The 20,438-nt window shown below is 28.5% G+C and carries 17 protein-coding genes and 5 tRNA genes; 18 read left to right on the forward strand and 4 right to left on the reverse strand.

The genetic code is table 4. From position 1 onward, the window contains the following. Positions 1-199: 199 nt before the first annotated feature. Together AC0B4N_RS03770 and AC0B4N_RS03775 are read right to left on the reverse strand one after the other, a co-directional pair. Positions 200-739: an IS30 family transposase gene (locus tag AC0B4N_RS03770; RefSeq protein ID WP_465102567.1), complete on the reverse strand. Its 540-nt coding sequence runs from the start codon at positions 737-739 to the stop codon at positions 200-202. Then, on the reverse strand, positions 706-1,383 hold the full coding sequence (locus AC0B4N_RS03775; RefSeq protein WP_465102513.1) for a hypothetical protein: 678 nt from the start codon (positions 1,381-1,383) through the stop codon (positions 706-708). Before AC0B4N_RS03775 ends, AC0B4N_RS03770 begins: the two co-directional genes overlap by 34 nt. A gap of 442 nt (positions 1,384-1,825) precedes the next feature. Between AC0B4N_RS03775 and AC0B4N_RS03780 the strand changes: the two genes are divergently transcribed. Next, on the forward strand, positions 1,826-3,181 hold the full coding sequence (locus tag AC0B4N_RS03780) for an APC family permease (protein ID WP_465102514.1): 1,356 nt from the start codon (positions 1,826-1,828) through the stop codon (positions 3,179-3,181). A 37-nt stretch (positions 3,182-3,218) separates the two neighbouring features. Here the strand turns inward: AC0B4N_RS03780 and AC0B4N_RS03785 are convergent, their stop codons facing one another. Then, positions 3,219-3,956, reverse strand: coding sequence for an MAGa3780 family membrane protein (locus tag AC0B4N_RS03785; RefSeq protein ID WP_465102515.1), 738 nt, complete (start codon positions 3,954-3,956; stop codon positions 3,219-3,221). Positions 3,957-4,054: 98 nt separating this feature from the next. Here AC0B4N_RS03785 and lepA point away from each other — a divergent pair, with 98 nt between their 5' ends. The 14 genes from lepA (at position 4,055) to AC0B4N_RS03855 (ending at position 16,798) form a co-directional block, all read left to right on the forward strand. Next, positions 4,055-5,863 carry a translation elongation factor 4 gene (lepA, locus tag AC0B4N_RS03790; RefSeq protein ID WP_465102516.1) on the forward strand — a complete coding sequence of 603 codons (1,809 nt, stop codon included), beginning with the start codon at positions 4,055-4,057 and terminating at the stop codon, positions 5,861-5,863. 7 nt (positions 5,864-5,870) lie between these two features. Then, complete coding sequence (locus tag AC0B4N_RS03795) at positions 5,871-7,778, forward strand: M13 family metallopeptidase (RefSeq protein WP_465102517.1); 1,908 nt, start codon at positions 5,871-5,873, stop codon at positions 7,776-7,778. 182 nt (positions 7,779-7,960) lie between these two features. Beyond that, entirely contained in the window at positions 7,961-8,704 is a 744-nt protein-coding gene (locus tag AC0B4N_RS03800) for a hypothetical protein (protein ID WP_465102518.1), read from the forward strand. 7 nt (positions 8,705-8,711) lie between these two features. Continuing rightward, positions 8,712-10,589 (forward strand): hypothetical protein, encoded by a 1,878-nt coding sequence (locus AC0B4N_RS03805; RefSeq protein WP_465102519.1) that lies wholly within the window; start codon positions 8,712-8,714, stop codon positions 10,587-10,589. Then, positions 10,576-12,828: an ATP-binding cassette domain-containing protein gene (locus tag AC0B4N_RS03810; protein WP_465102520.1), complete on the forward strand. Its 2,253-nt coding sequence runs from the start codon at positions 10,576-10,578 to the stop codon at positions 12,826-12,828. The genes AC0B4N_RS03805 and AC0B4N_RS03810 overlap by 14 nt, the downstream gene beginning before the upstream one ends. Positions 12,829-12,831: 3 nt before the next feature. Beyond that, on the forward strand, positions 12,832-13,299 hold the full coding sequence (gene lepB / locus AC0B4N_RS03815) for a signal peptidase I (protein WP_465102521.1): 468 nt from the start codon (positions 12,832-12,834) through the stop codon (positions 13,297-13,299). Positions 13,300-13,427: 128 nt separating this feature from the next. Then, complete coding sequence (locus tag AC0B4N_RS03820; RefSeq protein ID WP_465102522.1) at positions 13,428-13,634, forward strand: hypothetical protein; 207 nt, start codon at positions 13,428-13,430, stop codon at positions 13,632-13,634. A gap of 45 nt (positions 13,635-13,679) precedes the next feature. Continuing rightward, positions 13,680-14,864: an IS30 family transposase gene (locus AC0B4N_RS03825; protein ID WP_465102103.1), complete on the forward strand. Its 1,185-nt coding sequence runs from the start codon at positions 13,680-13,682 to the stop codon at positions 14,862-14,864. Positions 14,865-15,014: 150 nt separating this feature from the next. Next, positions 15,015-16,127 carry an IS30 family transposase gene (locus tag AC0B4N_RS03830; protein ID WP_465102523.1) on the forward strand — a complete coding sequence of 371 codons (1,113 nt, stop codon included), beginning with the start codon at positions 15,015-15,017 and terminating at the stop codon, positions 16,125-16,127. Between the two features lie 250 nt (positions 16,128-16,377). Then, positions 16,378-16,452: transfer RNA gene (locus AC0B4N_RS03835), tRNA-Asn, on the forward strand. 6 nt (positions 16,453-16,458) lie between these two features. Next, positions 16,459-16,534: transfer RNA gene (locus tag AC0B4N_RS03840), tRNA-Glu, on the forward strand. A 5-nt stretch (positions 16,535-16,539) separates the two neighbouring features. Beyond that, a tRNA-Val gene (locus tag AC0B4N_RS03845) sits at positions 16,540-16,615 on the forward strand. A 1-nt stretch (position 16,616) separates the two neighbouring features. Continuing rightward, positions 16,617-16,692, forward strand: a tRNA-Thr gene (locus tag AC0B4N_RS03850). A 21-nt stretch (positions 16,693-16,713) separates the two neighbouring features. Beyond that, positions 16,714-16,798: transfer RNA gene (locus AC0B4N_RS03855), tRNA-Leu, on the forward strand. A 340-nt stretch (positions 16,799-17,138) separates the two neighbouring features. On the opposite strand, the gene AC0B4N_RS03860 is transcribed toward AC0B4N_RS03855, so the two are convergent. Beyond that, positions 17,139-17,843 (reverse strand): hypothetical protein, encoded by a 705-nt coding sequence (locus AC0B4N_RS03860; protein ID WP_465102524.1) that lies wholly within the window; start codon positions 17,841-17,843, stop codon positions 17,139-17,141. A gap of 120 nt (positions 17,844-17,963) precedes the next feature. Here AC0B4N_RS03860 and AC0B4N_RS03865 point away from each other — a divergent pair, with 120 nt between their 5' ends. The 3 genes from AC0B4N_RS03865 (at position 17,964) to AC0B4N_RS03875 (ending at position 20,423) form a co-directional block, all read left to right on the forward strand. Next, entirely contained in the window at positions 17,964-18,812 is an 849-nt protein-coding gene (locus AC0B4N_RS03865) for a PTS glucose transporter subunit IIA (protein ID WP_465102525.1), read from the forward strand. Between the two features lie 98 nt (positions 18,813-18,910). Then, positions 18,911-19,570, forward strand: a complete 660-nt coding sequence (locus tag AC0B4N_RS03870; RefSeq protein ID WP_465102526.1) for a hypothetical protein — start codon at positions 18,911-18,913, stop codon at positions 19,568-19,570. Continuing rightward, a complete protein-coding gene (locus AC0B4N_RS03875) occupies positions 19,551-20,423 on the forward strand; it encodes an MAGa7180 family putative nuclease (RefSeq protein WP_465102527.1) in 873 nt (290 codons plus the stop codon). The genes AC0B4N_RS03870 and AC0B4N_RS03875 overlap by 20 nt, the downstream gene beginning before the upstream one ends. Positions 20,424-20,438: the final 15 nt, after the last annotated feature.

Raw genomic sequence — 20,438 nt, forward strand, 5'->3', positions numbered from 1 at the left:
AACAATTAAAATTTGTTTTTTGGAAAAGTCACTTGCGAGATATTAATAAAATAATTGTCTTTTAATTTTAACATAAATTTTACATAAAAAATCTATGCGAAAACAGAAAACACGGCAGTGTTTTCTCGTCGGTTTTGCTTACTTTTGTCAAAAGTAAGGCCCCTTTGATTGCAATCAAAGGCGGGGGATTAAAAAAATTTTAGATTATCTTATATTTCCGGACAACTTGTCGATAGTTATTTATTTTTTCCATCATATAATCAATTTCTTGCTGAGAGTATTTATCTAAGCTTTTTCCTTTGGGAATGTAATACCTAATTAAGCGGTGCATATTTTCTATTGAACCTTTTTGTCATGAACTATATGGTTGGCATTTAAATAATCTTTCAGTTGGAATTACCTGGTGCAATAAGACATTTTCACTACCATTATCAACAGTTAAAGTTTTAATGTCTAAGTTATGTTTCTTGATTAGTTTGACAAGAGTTTGTTTTATAGCTGTGGAGTTACGTTTTGAGAGCATAGCATAAGACATTCTGGTTTGCCGTTCAATTATCGTCACAATACAATATGTATCATTGATTTTACCAATAACGGTGTCTAATTCAAAATGGCCGTGTTCAGAGCGATCATTAATATAAGCTGGACGTTTCGAAATTTCTGTAGCATATTTTAATGTTTTAGGTTTGGTTTGCTTCTTCTTCCTTATGCCATATTTGCCTTCAGATTTTTTAACAATATGGTCAAATTCAAGGAAATAAGGGTTTTTTTAATTATTTTATAAATTGTACTAGGTGAAGGAGCAAATTCATCATGGGATAATTTTTTAAAAGAATTCACAAGATAGGTAACTGATTTCTTAACTTCTTTTTGCTGCAAATTCTTTTTATTTCTATTTTTATTGTATGTATTAAGCTCACTATACCAATATTTTCTGTAGGCCTTTCATTTCTCTTTAATTGCATCACTTACAAAAAAGAGTCGTGAAAATGAATAGCCTAATAAATGTTCGTATAGCTTGGTAAAATTAAGGGTTTTAACCCGCATTACTCTTTTTGAACACTTAGGACAAACATAACGATTTTGTTTATCTAAACTAAGTGGTCTGCGATTTGTAATAATTTGGATTTTACTTTTTATACTTCGAATGTCTCTATCAAATATCTTGGCTACTTCTTGGATTGAGAAGCCTTCAGAAAGTTCTTGTAAAATATTATAAAGTTGTTCTAGATCGATTTGATCTGATCGTAATTTTCGTTGTGTCCCAAGAGCTCCTTGCATTTTCAAGATAGTGTTGTAATTCTCTTCAATTTTAAAATGTTGATATTTATTTTCTTTTCGATATTTGTCAAAAACACAAATATATTTTTCTAAATTTTTCATATAATTTTAAGGTCTCCTTTATTTTTTGAAAAATTATTAATACAACTATTTTATTACAAGGCAGGCAAAAACAATGTCACATGCAAAAAACTTGCATGTGACATTTCCAATTAATAAAAAAATCCCTCTAATTTAAATTAGAGGGAAAGATATTATTATGGGAAAGGAGCATTTATTATAGCTCAAGAAGTATATTACTGAAATATACACTCTTACCTAGGTAAGCATTGATTTAATTATAATATAAATTATAAAATTCCAAAATGTTTTTTTAAAAAAATGATTTAAATTTTATAACCTAATTTCTCTGGATTTATTATTACCCACAAATATTATAAAAAGGGGCATTTTTTTGAAAATTAAATAAATAATGTTTATTTTTTACTACAAATTTAAAAAATTAATATATAATTAACCAAAGATTTATATATAGGAGGTTTAATTGAGTCAAACAAAGAAAAATTCACTTTCAGAAGTTAATTTTATTTTATATGCTCTTAATTATATTGTTGGATTTGGATTTATTGCTACAATTTCAAGCTTAATAAACCAAGGTGTTTGAGGAATTTTGATTTTTATCTTAACATCAATCATTATTGTAGCTGTAATCTTTGCCTTTTCTCGTGCTGGTGAAAAGTACCAAAAGGAAATTGGTGGTTCATATTTATATGCAAAAAAGACTTTTGGCAAACAAATGACTTTTTTCCAAGGTTGAAACCAAGCAAGTCAAATTATCTTATTTGCAGCTACTACACCATTATTTTTTGCAAGATTATTAGAACAATTTGATCCAAATAATAAAATAGTTTATACGATTATTTCAGTTGTAGTTTATATCTTATTTGTATTACTTGGTACTTTTGGTTATAAACTATCTAAAAATTTTATTTTTATTACAGCTATTTTTAAATGAATTACTCTTATTTTAGGATTTGGATTAATTATCTACTTAATTGCACAAAGTAATTCATATGGTTCAACTTTACGTGAACTTGGACCCTTTAGTTTAAGCGCCTTTGCTGGTGGAGTTTTAAGCTTTATTTATGCCTATGGTGGTTTTGAATCACTAGCAACTATATCAAAAGATATCGAGACCAAGCGCTTTAAGAAAATAATGCTTTTTATTTTCTTAATTGTCTTTGTCGCATACTTTATCTTTTACTTTATTTTCTTAGGTTTATCAAGAAGTAATTTAGGTTCAGGGTTTGGTTTAGATATCGCTTATAAAGTAGTGTGAGGAGCAACTGGTACAACCATCTTTGCAGTTGGTTTATTCTTTAACCGTATTTCTGCAACGATGGGGGGTGTGCAACCAAAAGCAAGAATGATTGCAGCTTTAGCTAATGATGGATATTTCCCGAGTGCATGAGCAAAAACTAATAAACATAATGAATATCAAAATGCCATTATTGTTTATGCAATAGTAGGAACTTTATCATCTGTTATTTTTAGCATTATTCCAACACTTGCAGGTGTTAATAATACATTTGGCAAAATCTTAAATGCTGCAAATATTTCATACTTAATTCAATATTTATTAACGATTTTCACCGTGTGATTATGATCATTAAAAAAACAAGAAAAAATTCCAGTTTGAGAACAAATTATTTACATTATTGGAATGATTGCCATTTTATTTACATTAGTTGGATCACAAATATCGTTTATTATTGAAAATAAAACTTCATTTGAAAACTTCTTGCCACTAATCTCATACGTAGCCACAATGATCTTTGGATATTTAGTTTGATTTATCTCACATAAATATAATAAAAAATATGCAAAAGTAATTAAATAACAAAAACCCTCCTATTGGAGGGTTTTATGATAGATCTTTATTTAGATTCTTTTCTTAGTTGTAATTTAATTCCATAAATTGCCTTTCAAAAGAAAGCAAAGACAATTGGAATTAAAATACCCATCACAAAGATTAAAAGATCTAAAAGAATAATTAATCATAATTTAGTTGTTGATATAAAGAACGGACGATAAAAATGCATAAATGAGTAAATGATTGCTCCATTTTTAAATTCATACTGAGCACCTGTTACTAAGTATACTAATAGTGCGAATATAAAGTATACAAATACAATACTTGATGAAATTAATAAAACAGGTTTATTAATTTTAACTTCTCTACGAGCTCAAAATAGCACGATAAATCCCATTAAGGGATTAACTCCATGTGTAATTACACTTGTAAAATTATTTAGTGAAAAATTTCAAACTTGCACTCATGAAATTAAGGCTCAATAAACAGCAAAAGTAATACTAATGCAAATCACCGAAACAAAGAATAAGTTTTTAACTATTTTACATGTTGGTTTTAGTCCAATTCAAATAATCATAACCCCTAAAAATAGGTTTGATAAATTTGTAAAATATAATAAATGATATCAAGGTCCAAAAACAGTTTTAAACTCTCAATACTTTGGATGAATTGGTATTCCATCAAATGTCGAAACTAATGCATTAAATGCAATTAAGAAAGCCGAAACAAGCAAAACAAAAATACCTAAGGCTAAAATTGCGTTTTGTTTTTTATGGCTAAATACTTGATAGGTTTGTGTCATGTTTATATTATAGACTATAAGATTTAAATTAAAAATAAAAATTACTTTTATCGCATTGTTAATAAAAGCTTATTTTTATAATATAATATAAATTAATTATGGATAAATCGAAAATTAAAAATTTCTCAATCATAGCACATATCGATCATGGAAAAAGCACTTTAGCAGATCGTATTTTAGAATTAACTAAAACAGTTAGTGATCGCAATTTAACAGATCAATTTTTAGATTCAATGGACTTAGAAAAAGAGCGCGGCATTACCATTAAATTAAATGCAGTACAAATTAAGTATAAAGATTATGTTTTTCATTTAATTGATACACCAGGACATGTCGATTTTACTTATGAAGTATCTCGTTCATTAGCAGCAAGCGAAGGTGCATTATTGATTGTTGATGCAACGCAAGGTATTGAAGCTCAAACTTTGGCAAATGTTTATCTGGCTTTAGAAAATAACCTAGAAATTATTCCAGTAATTAACAAAATTGACTTGCCTAGCGCAAATGTGGATGAAGTAAAACAAGAAATTGAAGATGTAATTGGTATATCAACTGAAAATGCAGTATTAGTTTCAGCTAAAACAGGTTTAGGAGTAGATAATTTGCTTGAAGCAATTGTTAAACATATTCCAAGCCCTGTTTTAGCTGATGATCATAAACCATTAAAAGCTTTGATTTTTGACAGTTATTTTGACCCTTATCGGGGAGTAGTCATGCTTGTAAGAATCTTCGATGGAACTTTAAAAACTGGTGATAAATTTAAATTTATGTCACGCACTGACCAAAATAATTCATACCATGTAATTGAACTGGGGGTGAGAAATCCTTATGAAACTAAGAAAGATTTTTTAAGTGCAGGTGAAGTAGGGTGAGTATCAGCAGCTATCAGGGATGCAAAGGAAGTTAATGTTGGAGACACAATCACCCATATTGAAAATCCAACAAACCAGGCATTGCCAGGATATAAAAAAATGAAACCAGTTGTCTTCACTGGGTTTTATCCAGTTGATACCAGGGACTATTCACAACTTAAAGAGAGTTTAGAAAAAATTTCTTTAAGTGATTCATCAATTACTTGAGAACAAGAGACCTCCAAAGCCTTAGGTTTTGGATTCAGAGTTGGATTCTTAGGTTTATTACACATGGAAATTTTACAAGAACGTCTTGACCGTGAATATAAAGTTGGAATCATTGCCACAAGTCCTAGTGTTGAATATAAAGTAACTATGACTAATGGACAAGTTGAAATGATTGCAAACCCAACTTTATTGCCAGATCGAACTTTTATTGATAAAATTGAAGAACCATACGTTGAAGCACATATTTTTATTCCTAATGAATATATCGGGAACGTTATGGAACTATGCCAAAATAAGCGGGGAATTTATAAATCATTAGAAATGATTGATTCGCGCCGCAGCTCAGTTCTTTATGAATTACCCCTAGCCGAAACGATCTTTGACTTCTTTGATCGTTTAAAGTCTACAACTAAGGGATATGCTAGCTTTGAATATGGATGAATCGGATACAGAGAAAGTGATTTAGTAAAAGTAGATATTTTACTTAATGGAGATAAAGTTGATGCATTTTCAATGATTACACACCGTGATAATGCATATGAAAATGCAAGGGAATTATGTCAAAAACTAAAAAATGCAATTCCGCGTCAAAACTTTGAAGTACCAGTCCAAGCTACTATTGGTGGTAAAATTATTGCTAGAGAAACAATTAAAGCCTTTCGCAAAGACGTTACTGCTAAATTATACGGTGGTGATGTCACAAGAAGGCAAAAACTACTTAAAAAACAAAAAGAAGGTAAAAAACGAATGAAAAAACTTGGTAGCATTGATGTGCCACAAGAAGCCTTCTTGTCAATTTTAAAAACAAATATTGACTCAAAGAAATAGGAGAAATATGAAACCAAATTTAAAAGATAACTTTTTTAAACATATTAACCATGATTGGTTACAAACAACACAAATTCCAGCAGATCGTTCATCAATTGGATCCTTTGTTGAAATGGATATTAAATTAGAAGAATTATTAAAAGGACAAATTAACCAATGGCACCAAGATAATTTGACTTTACCTAAAGATCCAGCAATGCATGAATATCTAAAATTTTATAGCATGATTTTAGATATAAAAAAACGTGATGAATTAGGGTGAAATCCAGTTAGAAATTATTTATCTAAAATTGAACAATTAACATCATTTCATGATCTTTTTGATCAAGATCGTGAGTTTTGAATTTCATACCATAACTTACCTTTTGATATTGATATCTTTGAAGATTTCATTGATAATAAAAAACGTATTTTATGATTATCAAACCCTTCCAGAACAATCTTACCATCAAAAGAAACATATCAAAATCAAGATGAAGCAAATAAATTAATTGAAGTTTGAAAACAAATGGTTTTCAAACTCTTAACTAGTTATGGTAAATCAGATATAGAAGCAACTTCTTTAATTAATCAAGCGGTTGAATTTGATTTATTTTATAAAGATTACTTACTTTCATCAGTTGAGCAAGCTGATTTTGTAGCCCTTTATAATTTACAACAAAGAAACCAAATTCAGGATTATTCAAAACAATATGATCTTTTTAAAGTTATCGATGCAATTTTCAAACAAGAAGTTACAAGTGCTTCAATTATTAACGTTAAATTCTTTGAAAATTTTGACAAAATTTATAGCCAAGATAACTTTGCTAAATTTAAAGCCCATATGTTTATTTTTAATTTACTAAGTGTCACAAATGATTTAACTGAAGAAATTAGAAATCAAGCCTCAACATTCAAAAAAGCCTTATATTCAATTGATAAAGCTCGCAGCCTCGAAGATTTTGCATATGATAAAACTAATGCCTTTTTTGGGATGCCTTTAGGAATGTATTATGCAAATACATTCTTTGGTAAAAATGCAAAAGAAGATGTTGAAAAAATGGTTCAAAGCATGATTAATGTTTATAAACAAAGATTATTAGCTAACACCTGACTTTCAAAAACAACTATTAAAAAAGCAATTGTGAAACTAGATGCCATTGAAGTAATGGTTGGATATCCAGAAGTTATCCAACCATACTACAGTCAATTTAAAGTTAAAACTTATCAAGATGGTGGCAATATCTTTGAAAATGTCCAAAACTTTACAAGGTTAATAACAGAATATAAATTATCATTTTACTTAAAACAAGAAGACCGTAGATATTGAGGTATGTCACCAGCAACCATTAATGCATACTATAGCCCTTTAAAAAACCAAATTGTTTTCCCTGCTGCTATTTTAGCTTGACCTTTTTACAGCATAGATCGCTCTTCATCAGCTAACTTTGGTGGAATTGGTGCAGTTATTGCACACGAGATTTCACATGGTTTTGATAATAATGGTTCACAATTTGATGAAACTGGAGCTTTAAATAATTGATGAACAAAGGAAGATTTAGCACAATTCCAAGAAAGAGCTAAAGCTGCTATTGAATTATTTGATGGTAGGCAAACTCAATATGGTAAAGTTAATGGTAAATTGACAGTATCTGAAAATATTGCTGACTTAGGAGGCTTTAGCTGCGCTTTAGAATCAGCTAAATTAGAACCAGATTTTTCACTTGAAGAATTCTTTGTTTCTTGAGCAACTATTTGGCGTTCAATTTATAAAGAAGGGGCAGCAAAGCGCCAGTTAGAAACTGATGTACACTCACCAACTGAAGTAAGGGCTAATGTTATTTTAGCCAATAATGATGATTTTAGTAATCACTATAAGATCCAACCCGGTGATGGAATGTATGTTGAACCAGCAAAACGCGTAAAAATATGATAATAAAGATAAACCAACCACTTATATAACTAAAGTGGTTGGTTTTTGTATAGTATATAAAAAAATTAAAAATCTCGTTTTAATATATATATATATATAGTATAATTTAAATAAGAAATAAACCATTTTAACCAATATATACTTAATTATTAAAATAATATCTTTTATTAAAAAAAGGAGATTATATGAAAATAAATAAAAATTTATTATTTGTTAGCACTGCTCTAGTAACTACTGCTGGAGCTGTTGGAACTATTGTATACACAAATACAAAAAAAGCCCAATCTTTGAGCCTAGTAGATTTTGAATATTCAACATATTTTCCGTATGGTTCATACGCGCCTTTATCATGATTATGGCATCATCCCTTCAAGTGATACGATGGTGAGGGATATCAAGAAATAAATGAAGATATTTGACTAACTTACCATGATGTATATGGAGATGGGAATACTCGCTCAAAAATAAAGGCCTATGCCCGTGCAAAACTTAGTTACCAATACCAAACTTATAAAACAAATATTTTTAGACAAGACTATGTAGATTGAAGTTCAAAAGCCCAAAGTTATATTGAATTTTTAAATGGTAATAAGTTTGTGATTGATGGCCTTGAACAAACATTAACCAGTAGTCTAAGCGGTATCGGTACTCCTACCCTTGAGTTTGGTATATCTTCTGAACCTTCCTTTAGTTTCGGGTCTTCTACTAATATTTCTGGTAAATCAATATCTGAAACATTGTGAACACAAAAAGCACCTGAACTAGCGACACAATCAACAAATAGAGCTTGAATTTGGACATTGTGAAGTTTTTCACAGGCACTAAATGCAAGATATAGGGCAAAATCAACTTCATTTTCATTTAGATCAAGTCCTGCAATAAAACCAAATAGCATCATATTTCTTCTAAAGCCAAGTTGGTTAAAATAAAATAAACATGTTTAATAAACGAAAGAAAATTATCATAGCATGGTTTATTTTTTTTGGATTTTTTTCATTTGGAACAATTTTAGTGAATGTTATTGCTCCATTTATAAACGAAAATATTATTAAAAACAGATATATAAAATACCAAAAAAATGATTTAAAATTACAAAACCATAATATTAATAATGAATTAGAAAACAATTTGAGTAAAAAATTAATAGATGCAGTTTATCCAGATGGGGAAAAACAAATATCTTATACTTATGATTCATCTATTTTTTTCAACTACAACGTGGTAATGGATCATAGTTTATACTACAAAGTTACCAATAATCAAAAAATGCTTGATATCATTAAAAAAAGGGTAAAAACAATTCCAACTTTCTCAAATATTCAACTAATTGAACTTGGTCATTATGCTAAATTTTTATTATCATTTGATCTAGCAGACATCACAACTATTAATGAATACCTGCAACAATTTTGAGATAATGATCGTAAAATCTTGAATTTAACTACATCTAACGCAAGAACTGAAAAAGAAATATACTTTTATAGTGCAAACATAATACGCGATATAAATGAAGCTTATCGAACTTTTGGCTTTAACCTTGGAGACTATTTTGATTTAACGCCAATGGCCTATTATTTGCTTAATAATACTACATTTAACTATCCTTTAGATCAAAACCCAGATCAATATAGTGTTCGCATTGAAGTTATCGACGGAGCTGAGATAATTAAATTCATTGACATTTTACCTTTTAATGATGCAAAAGAAGTATTTTTATCTAAAAAAGATCAATTATTAAAATGATATCAAGATGTCGATAATAATTATTTCCTGAAATTAACTAAACCAATTGTTTTTGAAACACAACATAAAATTTTAATGTACCATGTATTAAAAAAATATTTTGATATCAAAGAATCAAAATATTTAGAACATATATTGGCAAATTGAACAACAAATCTAATCAAAGTTGGAAGTTTTTGAATTTATTATATAAATCTCTTGCGCTTACATTTTGGTAATGATTTTGTGTTTAAAAACGAGGAATTTAATACAAAAGTTAATGATGATTATTATAAAGATGTTGATCTTGAAATAATCTCATATAAAGATACAAAAAATAGTATTCAATATTTAACACAATTTTACTTAATGTTTAAAGATCACAAAAATCCTAAAATTAATCTTCAACTACTCAAAGAAGCAATTGACCAAACTTATAACGAAATATACCTAAGGGTTAGCAGTAAAATTGGAATAAAAGAACAATACGCTAGCGAAATATATTGATACTTAATTTTTTATAAAAATTATGATATTAATATATTTAACCATAAAAAAGAAGAGATTTTGTCAATCTTGCCAGAATTACCAACTGTACATTCATTAGTAACAGAATTAAACTTCTTTTTAGTTAATCCAATTTCTGTCATTGACACTTTCAAAGCTCACTCTTTATTATTAAACTCAGATAATAAAAATGCTCCTGTATCTTATAATCACCTATATCACATTAATGAGCAAAAACAATTAATTTTCAAAGATTATACCGAAATACATGATGCAATAGAGTACTTATTTTTTGATAATTTAAGTAACGAGGTAAAAAGGTCTCATATTAATGCTTTAAATACCAAAATAAATAAGTTAATTAAAAATAATCCAAAGATCTGGACTAATCATTGATCAATTTATGGAATTTATCTATATTTATCTGAAGGTTTTGACAATATACCTTCAGATATAAAAATAGATAAAGACCAAATTATAAAATGAATTAAATTATATTTAGCAAATTACGAACATATCAATATCATTGGCTATTTTTACTCAAAACAAATTTTAAACATCTTGGAGGGTTATGATAAAAATTAATAACTTAACAACTTTAGTTGGTACAAAAGATCAAAGAGTTTTACTTAATGATGCTAATTTAGAAATTCCTCACAATAAAATAACGGCCATTATTGGCCCTTCTGGTATTGGAAAAACTACGCTATTGCACAATATTGCTAAAATATTTAAACCGCATAGCGGATTAATCCAATATTATGATGCAAACATGCAAGAAATTCAAAACCCCAAAATTGACTTAGTCTTTCAGGATTTTAATTTATTTGAAAATTTAAGTGTTCTTGAAAATATTCAAGTTGGAAATGGGGTTTTAGGTTTAAAACTTAATCAAGAAAATTTGGTTAAACAAGCAAAGATAATCAATATAACCCCGGAAAATTTAAAAAGTGATGTTAAACAAATTTCAGGAGGAGAAAAGCAACGCGTTGCTCTTTTAAGAGCTTTAAATCGTGAATCAGATTTTATCTTACTAGATGAACCAACTGGGAATTTAGATTCAGATAATTCAAAAATTATCTTTGACACTTTAAAAGAATTATCTAAAACTAAAACAATCGTTGTAGTTAGTCACAACTATGAATTAGTTAAAGAATATGCAGATCAAATTGTAAGAATTCAAGATTCTAAATTAGTAGTTGAAAAAGAGGTCAGCGAATCTTTTGAAATTACCAATAACACTAATCTTTCACACACTTTAGAAAAAAAGACATTTTTTAATAAATTTTGAATTGCCTCTAAATTTATTAAAAATGATTTAAAAACTAAAACTTGGCAAGTTATTTTAATTATAACAACATTTATTTTAGCTTTATTTTCAACCTTAATTTCATATAACCTCAATATTGGAACAACGCGATTTTCACAAAGTTTTGTTTCTGGTAATAATTTAGATTTAGTAACTATTAGACACAAAAGTTCAAATTATTTTGCACCACAAGAAATAGATGAATTAAAAAATGATAAAAATGTTAAATATGTTTTTAATAAAGCTCATACTAGTGGAAATTTTGAATTCAAAAATAACAATAATTCCACAATCAGCCATCAATATTTTGAAGTTAATAATCATGATTTTTTTGTTCAAAGATTTAAAACGCTTAGTGAAGCAACTGGGAGATTTATCCAAAATAAAAATGAAATAGTTATTAATCAAAAATTTGCCAAAAAACTGGGTTTAGTAAATCCATTAAATCAAACAATTTCATTGCAACCTTATTTAAATACTAATAATGAATCAATCTCTTTAACTGAAGATTTAAAAGCAATAAATTACCAAGTCAAAATAGTTGGACAATTTACAACTCCAGAATATCAAAACCAAGTTGACTTTTGAGTTCACCAAGACCTGTTAAAAGATTCACAAACTCAAACCTTTAATGTTTATCAAAAACATAAAAAACTCTTCTCAGATATTTCAAAACTCCAAAGCACTAATGATGATTTTTTCATAGGAGCAAGTTTTCACCCAACGCAAACAATTCAAGATATAAATGTTGAATTGATCCAAGGTACAAAGCCAACCAAATATTATGAAATCATAGTTTCTAATGCTCTTTTAGATGCTGCTAAAGAAAACTTTAATTTTCAACTTAATGAAACTATTTTAGCAAGGCTTGCAACTAGAGCAATGCTTGCTTTAAAAATTGTTGGTATATATGATTCTAAAGAACTAGAATTTAGATACCATGAAAACTTAATTTCAGAATATTTAAAAAATAATAATGAAATTTTAAATGTCTTTTTCAAAACTGACCTTGGGTCAGATGCTTATAATATTGAATATTTAAATAATTTATCAACTAAATATTCAATAATCAATGGACCAAGTTCCACAATCTTTCAATTATTACAAAATTCCAAATTAACACAATTAATTACTTTTGGACTCTTTGTGGTTTTTATAGTATTGTTTATAAGTTTTTTAGTCTCATATTTAAAATCACTGGCTGATTCAAAACGCAAAAGTATTGGTATTTTAAAAACCCTGGGAGCAAAACCAAATTGAATTATTTTTTATAATTCAATTCATGTCTTAGTTATTTTAATCTTAACATTAGTTCTTGGTTTAATAATTACCTTACCATTAATTAATATCGCTATTAATGCAATTACGGGTCTTAATGCTTTAGAAGCAGATTTACTAAATAATTTTATTAACTTTAGTAGTTCATGATTATTTTTATCACTGGCAGCTTTAATTGTCTTTGGAATAATGTCATATTCACAATATAAAAAAGCAACCCATAAATTATTAAGATAAGCTATGATGTTAACAAAGATTAACCTTAAAAAGTTATTAAGATCTTGAGTATTTTGATTCTTTTTTATCATAATTATATGTTTAATTGCCTTAATAATCTTTTTTCAATTTTATACTATTGTGAAAATCGATGGGCAATCCATGGAGCCCACTTTATCGAATAATCAAATTAAATTAGCAAAACGCTCTAACCAAATTACCTATAATGATATCGCAATTATTAATTTTAAATCGCAATTATTAATTAAAAGGGTCATTGGCTTGCCTGGTGATAATATCTTAATTAAAAATGATGAACTATTTTTGAATGGTAAATTTTTCTTAAAATTAAATAATTCATCATTTAATAATCTTAATATTACACTAAGCCAAAACAAATTTTTTGCTTTAGGTGATAATTTAGCTAATTCATTAGATAGCCGCCACTTTGGACCTTTTTTAATTTCTGAGATTACTGCAATCTTAATTTAGCCATTTATGTTATTAAAAGCTATAAATTAGAAAAGTCCTATGCAAGTTTTTATGCATAGGACTTTGTTTTTGCGTGTCCTGTAATAAAATAATTATATGAAAATACGAAAGGACACTTTAATATTATAATGAAAAACTTCGGAAAATATATATCCGTTTTTGATAAATATCGCAAAGAAAATAAATGCCAACATTTTGAAATCGAAGAAAATTACGACACTATTAAAAACAAAGAGATTGACCTTAGACTTGAACGAAAACTTCTATTAATTGGAAATGTCACATGCAAGTTTTTTGCATGTGACATTGTTTTTGTCTGCCTTGTAATAAAATAGTTGTATTGATAATTTTTCAAAAAATAAAGGAGACCTTAAAATTATATGAAAAATTTAGAAAAATATATTTGTGTTTTTGACAAATATCGAAAAGAAAATAAATATCAACACTTTAAAATCGAAGAGAATCATAATACTATTTTGAAAATGCAAGGAGCTCTTGAGTCGCATCGAAAATTACGAACAAACCAAATCGATCTAGAGCAACTTTATAATATTTTACAAGAACTTTCTGAAGGCTTCTCAATCCAAGAAGTAGCCAAGATTTTTGATAGAGACATTCGAAGTATAAAAAGTAAAATCCAAATTATTACAAATCGCAGACCACTTAGTTTAGATAAACAAAATCGCTATGTTTGTGCTAAGTGTTCAAAAAGAGTAATGCGGGTTAAAACCCTTAATTTTACCAAGCTATACGAACATTTATTAGGTTATTCATTTTCGCGACTCTTTTTTGTAAGTGATGCAATTAAAGAGAAATGAAAGGCCTACAGAAAGTATTGGTATAGTGAGCTTAATACATACAATAAAAATAGAAACAAAAAGAATTTGCAGCAAAAAGAAGTTAAGAAATCAGTTACCTATCTTGTGAATTCTTTTAAAAAATTATCCCCTGATGAATTTGCTCCTTCGCCTAGTACAATTTATAAAATAATTAAAAAATACCCTTATTTCCTTGATTTTGACCATATTGTTAAAAAATCTGAAGGAAAATATGGCATAAGGAAGCAAAAGCAAACCAAACCTAAAACATTAAAATATGCAACAGAAATTTCGAAACGTCCATCTTATATTAATGATCGCTCTGAACACGGCCATTTTGAATTAGACACCGTTATTGGTAAAATCAATGATACCTATTGTATTGTGACCATAATTGAACGGCAAACCAGAATGTCTTATGCTATGCTCTCAAAACGCAACTCCAAAGCTATCAAACAAACTCTTATCAAACTAATCAAGAAACATAACTTAGACATTAAAACTTTAACTGTTGATAATGGTAGTGAAAATGTCTTATTACACCAGGTAATTCCAACTGAAAGATTATTTAAATGCCAACCATATAGTTCATGACAAAAAGGTTCAATAGAAAATATGCACCGCTTAATTAGGTATTACATTCCCAAAGGAAAAAGTCTAGATAAATACTCTCAGCAAGAAATTGATTATATGATGGATAAAATAAATAACTATCGGCAAGTTGTCCGGCAATATAAGATAACCTAAAATTTTTTTAATCCCCCGCCTTTGATTGCAATCAAAGGGGCCTTACTTTTGGCAAAAGTAAGCAAAACCAACGAGAAAACACTGCCGTGTTTTCTGTTTTCGCATACATTTTTTATGTAAAATTTATGTTAAAATTAAAACGCAATTATTTTGTTAATATCTCGCAAGTGACTTTTCCAAAAAATAGAACGAAAACTTCCAAAAAATCAAATAGATCTTCTAACGCTTTATGATATATTACAAGAATTTAAAGAAGGCTTCTCAATCCAAGAAGTAGCCAAAATTTTTAAAAAAGATGTTAGAACAATAAAATCTAAGATCGAATGTATAACGCTTAGAAAAGCAAAGGATCTAACTAGAGCAAATCGCTTTGTTTGCCAATTTTGTTCCAAACGAATTAAAAGAGTTAGAGTACTTAATTTTAAAAAAATATATGATCATTTAGTAGGCTATAAATATTCAAGAATGTTCTTTGCAAATGATAAATTAAAAGCTAAATGAATCCCTTACAAACAATATTGAAATGAAGAACTTGATAAATACAACAAATATAAAAATAAGAAAAACCTGCAACTAAAAGAAGTAAAGAAATCAGTTACATATTTGGTTAATTCTTTTAGAAATATCTCACCCGATAAGTTTATTCCTTCAGTTAGTACAGTTTATAAAATGATTGAAAAACACCCTTTTTTCCTTGAATTTGACCACATTATTAAAAAATCAATCGGAAAATATGGCAAACGTAAGAAAAAGCAAACAACTAAACCCGGAAAATTAAAAAATGCTACTGATATCTCTCAGCGACCAGATTTTATTAATGACCGTAGTGAATATGGACATTATGAATTAGACACTGTGATTGGTAAAATTGATGATAAATTTTTTATGGTAACACTTATTGAAAGAAAATCACGCCTGGCATATGCTATGTTGTGCAAAAGAGGGGCCAAGCCCGTAAAACAAGCTGTTAAAAAGCTTATCAAAACGCATAATTTAGACATTAAAACCTTAACTGTTGACAATTGCAAGGAAAACACATTACTGCACGAACTTATTCCAAAAGAACGGTTGTTTAGATGTCAGCCTTATAGTTCATGGCAAAAAGGGACAATTGAAAATATGCACCGCTTGATTAGGTATTACATTCCTAAAGGTAAAAGTCTTGACAATTACACACAAGCTGAAATTGACTATATGATGAACAAGATTAATGAATACCGCCAAGTTGTTAAAAAATACCAAAGCAAACCAAAATATTTTTAATCCCCCCCCGCCCTTAATTGCAATTAAGGGTGCCTTACTTTTTGAAAAAGTAAGCAAAACAAACGAGAAAACACTATGTGTTTTCTATTTTTCCATATCTTTTTTAAGTAAAAAATTATGATAAAATTAAACCATAATTATTTTGTTAATAACTCGCAAACGACTTTTCCAAAAAACATTTAAAAAATTATAAAAATATTTTTGTTATTTAAAATTTGTGCTATAATATTCTAGCAAACAAGCAAAGAGTGCCGATTTAGCTCAGCGGTAGAGCAGCTGGCTGTTAACCAGTTGGTCGTTGGTTCAATCCCAATAATCGGCGCCATTATATGGTCTGTTGGTGAAGCGGTTAACACACATGGTTTTCATCCATGCACGCACGGGTTCGATCCCCGTACAGACTGCCATTTATGGAAGATTAGCTCAGCTGGGAGAGCGTCGCCCTTACAAGGCGAATGTCATGGGTTCGAGTCCCTTATCTTCCACCATGCCGTCTTAGCTCAGTTGGTAGAGCAACTGACTTGTAATCAGTAGGTCGTAGGTTCGAGTCCTATAGACGGCACCAAATTTACATGTTTTATATTTTGCACGAATGGTGAAATTGGCAGACACGCTAGATTTAGGCTCTAGTACTTTCGGGTATGAGGGTTCAAGTCCCTCTTCGTGCACCACTTTTTTAATTTTTATTTTTTATATTTTTATATATCTATATCATTTTGGAAATCATTGTAGTAGAGGAAATTCCAACTTGTAACATTGAATTTGTTTAATCATAGAGCATGTTATTATAATTATTAATCATTTTTTTATCTCGACTAAAGATTAGAATGTTTTAATTTCATGATCTCCTTTAAAGTTTTTTAATTAATTTTTTTGTTTTTATTTTTATTTTTATATCACAACACATAATAATACAAATTCAATAAATAATAATTAAACCAGCATTCATCATTATGCTGGTTTTCATTTTCTTTAAAATATAGTTAAAAACCTGGGGAATCCCAGGTTTTTCTAATCCCTTGAACGAATTAATAATAAACGTACTACGACGTATAATAAGTGGAAGTAGTTATTTAATAATTCAGTAGTTCAAAAGATGGCATGAAATACTACTTTGTTATTAGCAAATAATTCAGCTTGGCGAATTTGTCTAAAGGCAAAGATACTATTAATTGTAAAGATCGCTCCTTGAATTAGTAAAACTCAAAAGTATGCACGGTAGGCAAAAATCGAAATAACTGCCATGATTAAAAAAGCAACAAATAACATCCCCATTACTATTGATAATTTATGCACTGCAATATCAAAAAATGATAAAACTGCAGCAAGAGCCATTATTAGAACAGGTGCAAGCATAATTAAGACTAATGAACTAGGACTAAAGTTAGCTACTTCTTTAAGTAATAACAAGTGGAATAATCCGCTAAATAACATTGCTCAAAATACAATGCTTAAAGCAAGTCTAAGCCAATTCCAAACCTGCGAGCGTTTAGTTGACATAAACCATTGGACCATTGAAATCACAAAGATTCCAAGCGATCCAACAGATGTAAATAAAATTAATTGGTTTCCATTATTATTTACAATGATTTTCATAAAGAATGATAATAGTCCGCTAAAAACTAACATTCCTAATGCAAAGCCAATGAAAATAATACCCCAAAATAAATTTCTGTCTCAAGTGAGACTATTTTTATATTTGTAATTTGTTATCATTATCTTATTATTATACATGATTATTCAAGAATAAGATAATGATAATTTTCTTTTAAAAAACAGTAATAATTTGGTAAAATACTTACATATTTTAAAAGATAATTTTAGAGGAGCATAGCAATGTCAAATCAAAACAATACATGTATTTGCAAACCATTCTTTGGATGTGTTTGCAACCAAGAAGTTCCTGCCAAAGTAATTCAAATTGTTGAAGCTTTTGGAGGAATTCACAATATTAATGCTTTTAGTAATTCCGTTTCAGAATTAAGATATGACTTAAAGGATGTTTCACTTGTGCAAAGTGAAACATTAAAAACCTTAGGAGCAAGTAAAGTAACTATTTTTCAAGATACAAAACATGTTCAAGCCGAGTTTGGTGATGTAGTTGAAGAACTTAATTTTGAAGTTAGAAAATACGCACAAAAATTAGCTAGTCAAATAGCTAATCCTAATAATTTAGTTAGTGCAAATAATGAGGTAAAAAACACTAAAAAACACACTTTAAATACTTTAAATGTTTTAAGCCCAGTAGATGGACAAATCGTTGCTTTAAACGAGCTTAAAAACGGTATTTTTTCAGAAGGATTAGTTGGCCAAGGGCTAGCAATTAAATTAAGTCAAACTTCCGGTAAAATAGTTCTTAAAGCGCCGTTTGATGGCAGCATCAGTAATTTACCAGCAAGCAAAAACCAATTCTTATTTGCTACTAAATGTGGAATTGAAGTTATTATAATCTTAGGTCAAGATAGTTATAAATTAAATGGAATTGGAATTAATTTATTAGCGCAAGTTAATAGCCAGCTAAAAGCAGGTCAAGACTTATTTGAATTAAATTTAGATCAATTTAGTAAAGAACAAATTGATACACATATCATCATTTGTGCAACGCATAGTTCTACCTTACAAACAGTAATTAATAAAGCGCAGGATCAAGTTAAAGTTGGTCAAAACTTATTTGATTTAGTTTAATTAAATATCATAAAAAAGAATTTTAGAGGCTTTGCCTACTAAAAATCTTTTTTATTTCACTACTTTTAAAAAATTTATATATATTAAGGAGCATAGCAATGAAAAAAAACACACATACAATTATTTTAATCAATGGAAAACGTCGCAGCGGTAAAGGTTTATTAACTAATGCTATTAAAGAACAATGCACTAAACTTTATGGGGAACATATTTATATCTTATCTTTTGCTCAGCCAATTAAAGATATTACCCAACCTATTTTAAATGAACTTCGTTGGGACGGACAAAACAAAGAAGTAGTTCGCCCTCTTTGAATAGCAATGGGCGAAGTAGGTCGAAATATTGATAGTAATATCTGGTGTGGTAAAGTATTTGAAAAAATTAAAGATACTGTTAATACTATCAAACCACAACATAAAAATAGTTTATATTTAATTGATGATCTACGTTTTCCTAATGAATTAGATTATTTTATTAAAAACGTTAAATTAATTAACGAAAACTCTGATGATAATCATATCATCAGAGTAGTCTCAATTCGTATTGAGAAATTTATGGATGCTGAAAAATTTGTTACTGGTGTTGATGATAATTCAACTGAAATTAGTTTTGATAAACTAACCTTTGCCTTTGACCATATTGTTCCCCAAGATATTTTAATTGACCGCAATTGAGCTGCTAATTTCCCAGCTGTTGAAGTAGTCGCCAAAACAGTAGTTGAAAACTTTATTAAAAACAATGGAAAACATAAAGCGTAAATATTATAATAATGTTCATTATACTATTGATTGAGATAACTCAGTAATTCATCTTAAAGATGAATTTTATAATGAACTTAAAACCTTTGATAAATGAAAGGGATTTAAGAAAATAGGTGGTAGTTCAGTTGGCGATATTTTAATTAAAGGAAATATCTTTAAAAGTGATTTTAAAGCATATTGCCATATAGCCAGAATTAAAATGCCAGTATTAAGCAAAAAGTATATTAATGCTGGGATAATCTTAGAACCAAAAATCTTTAATATATTGAGAGATAAATATCCTAATTTAGAAATTCAAAACTTTGTTGCCCAGGAAGTAAATTACGATTATTTTGAAGGTATTGATGAAGTAATCAGCGGAGTACCAGATGGTTATATCCCAAGTTTAGAAACAATTTTAGAAATTAAAACAGCTGGAGCAAAAAAATACCAGTTATGAGCCAAAGAAGGAATTGACCCTTCATACCGTAAGCAAGCTCAATTATATGCTTATTTAATGAGCAAAAAATTAAATAAGCAGATTAATAAATATGCAATTGTTGCAGCGTTTTTACAAGAAGATAAAACTAAAAATATTAATGATTATTTAACTCCTGGTCTTGTTAATTTATATCAAAGACAAATTAAAGTATATTCATTTAACGTTAACCAAAACGAAGTTTTAGATGACATTAAATATGTTAAAAATTGATATACTCAATATACTAATCAGCAAACTTCACCTAAATTCAATATGTCGATTCATGCTGATGATTTAGAATACTTGGCATGCTCTAACGAGCAAGAATGAAGCAAGTTATTAGAAAAATGAAAAGCGCAAGGTAAAGCTGATAGTGATGTAATGCCTTAAACCCTTCAAAACTTT

Source organism: Mycoplasma sp. 13536 (genome assembly GCF_055523495.1).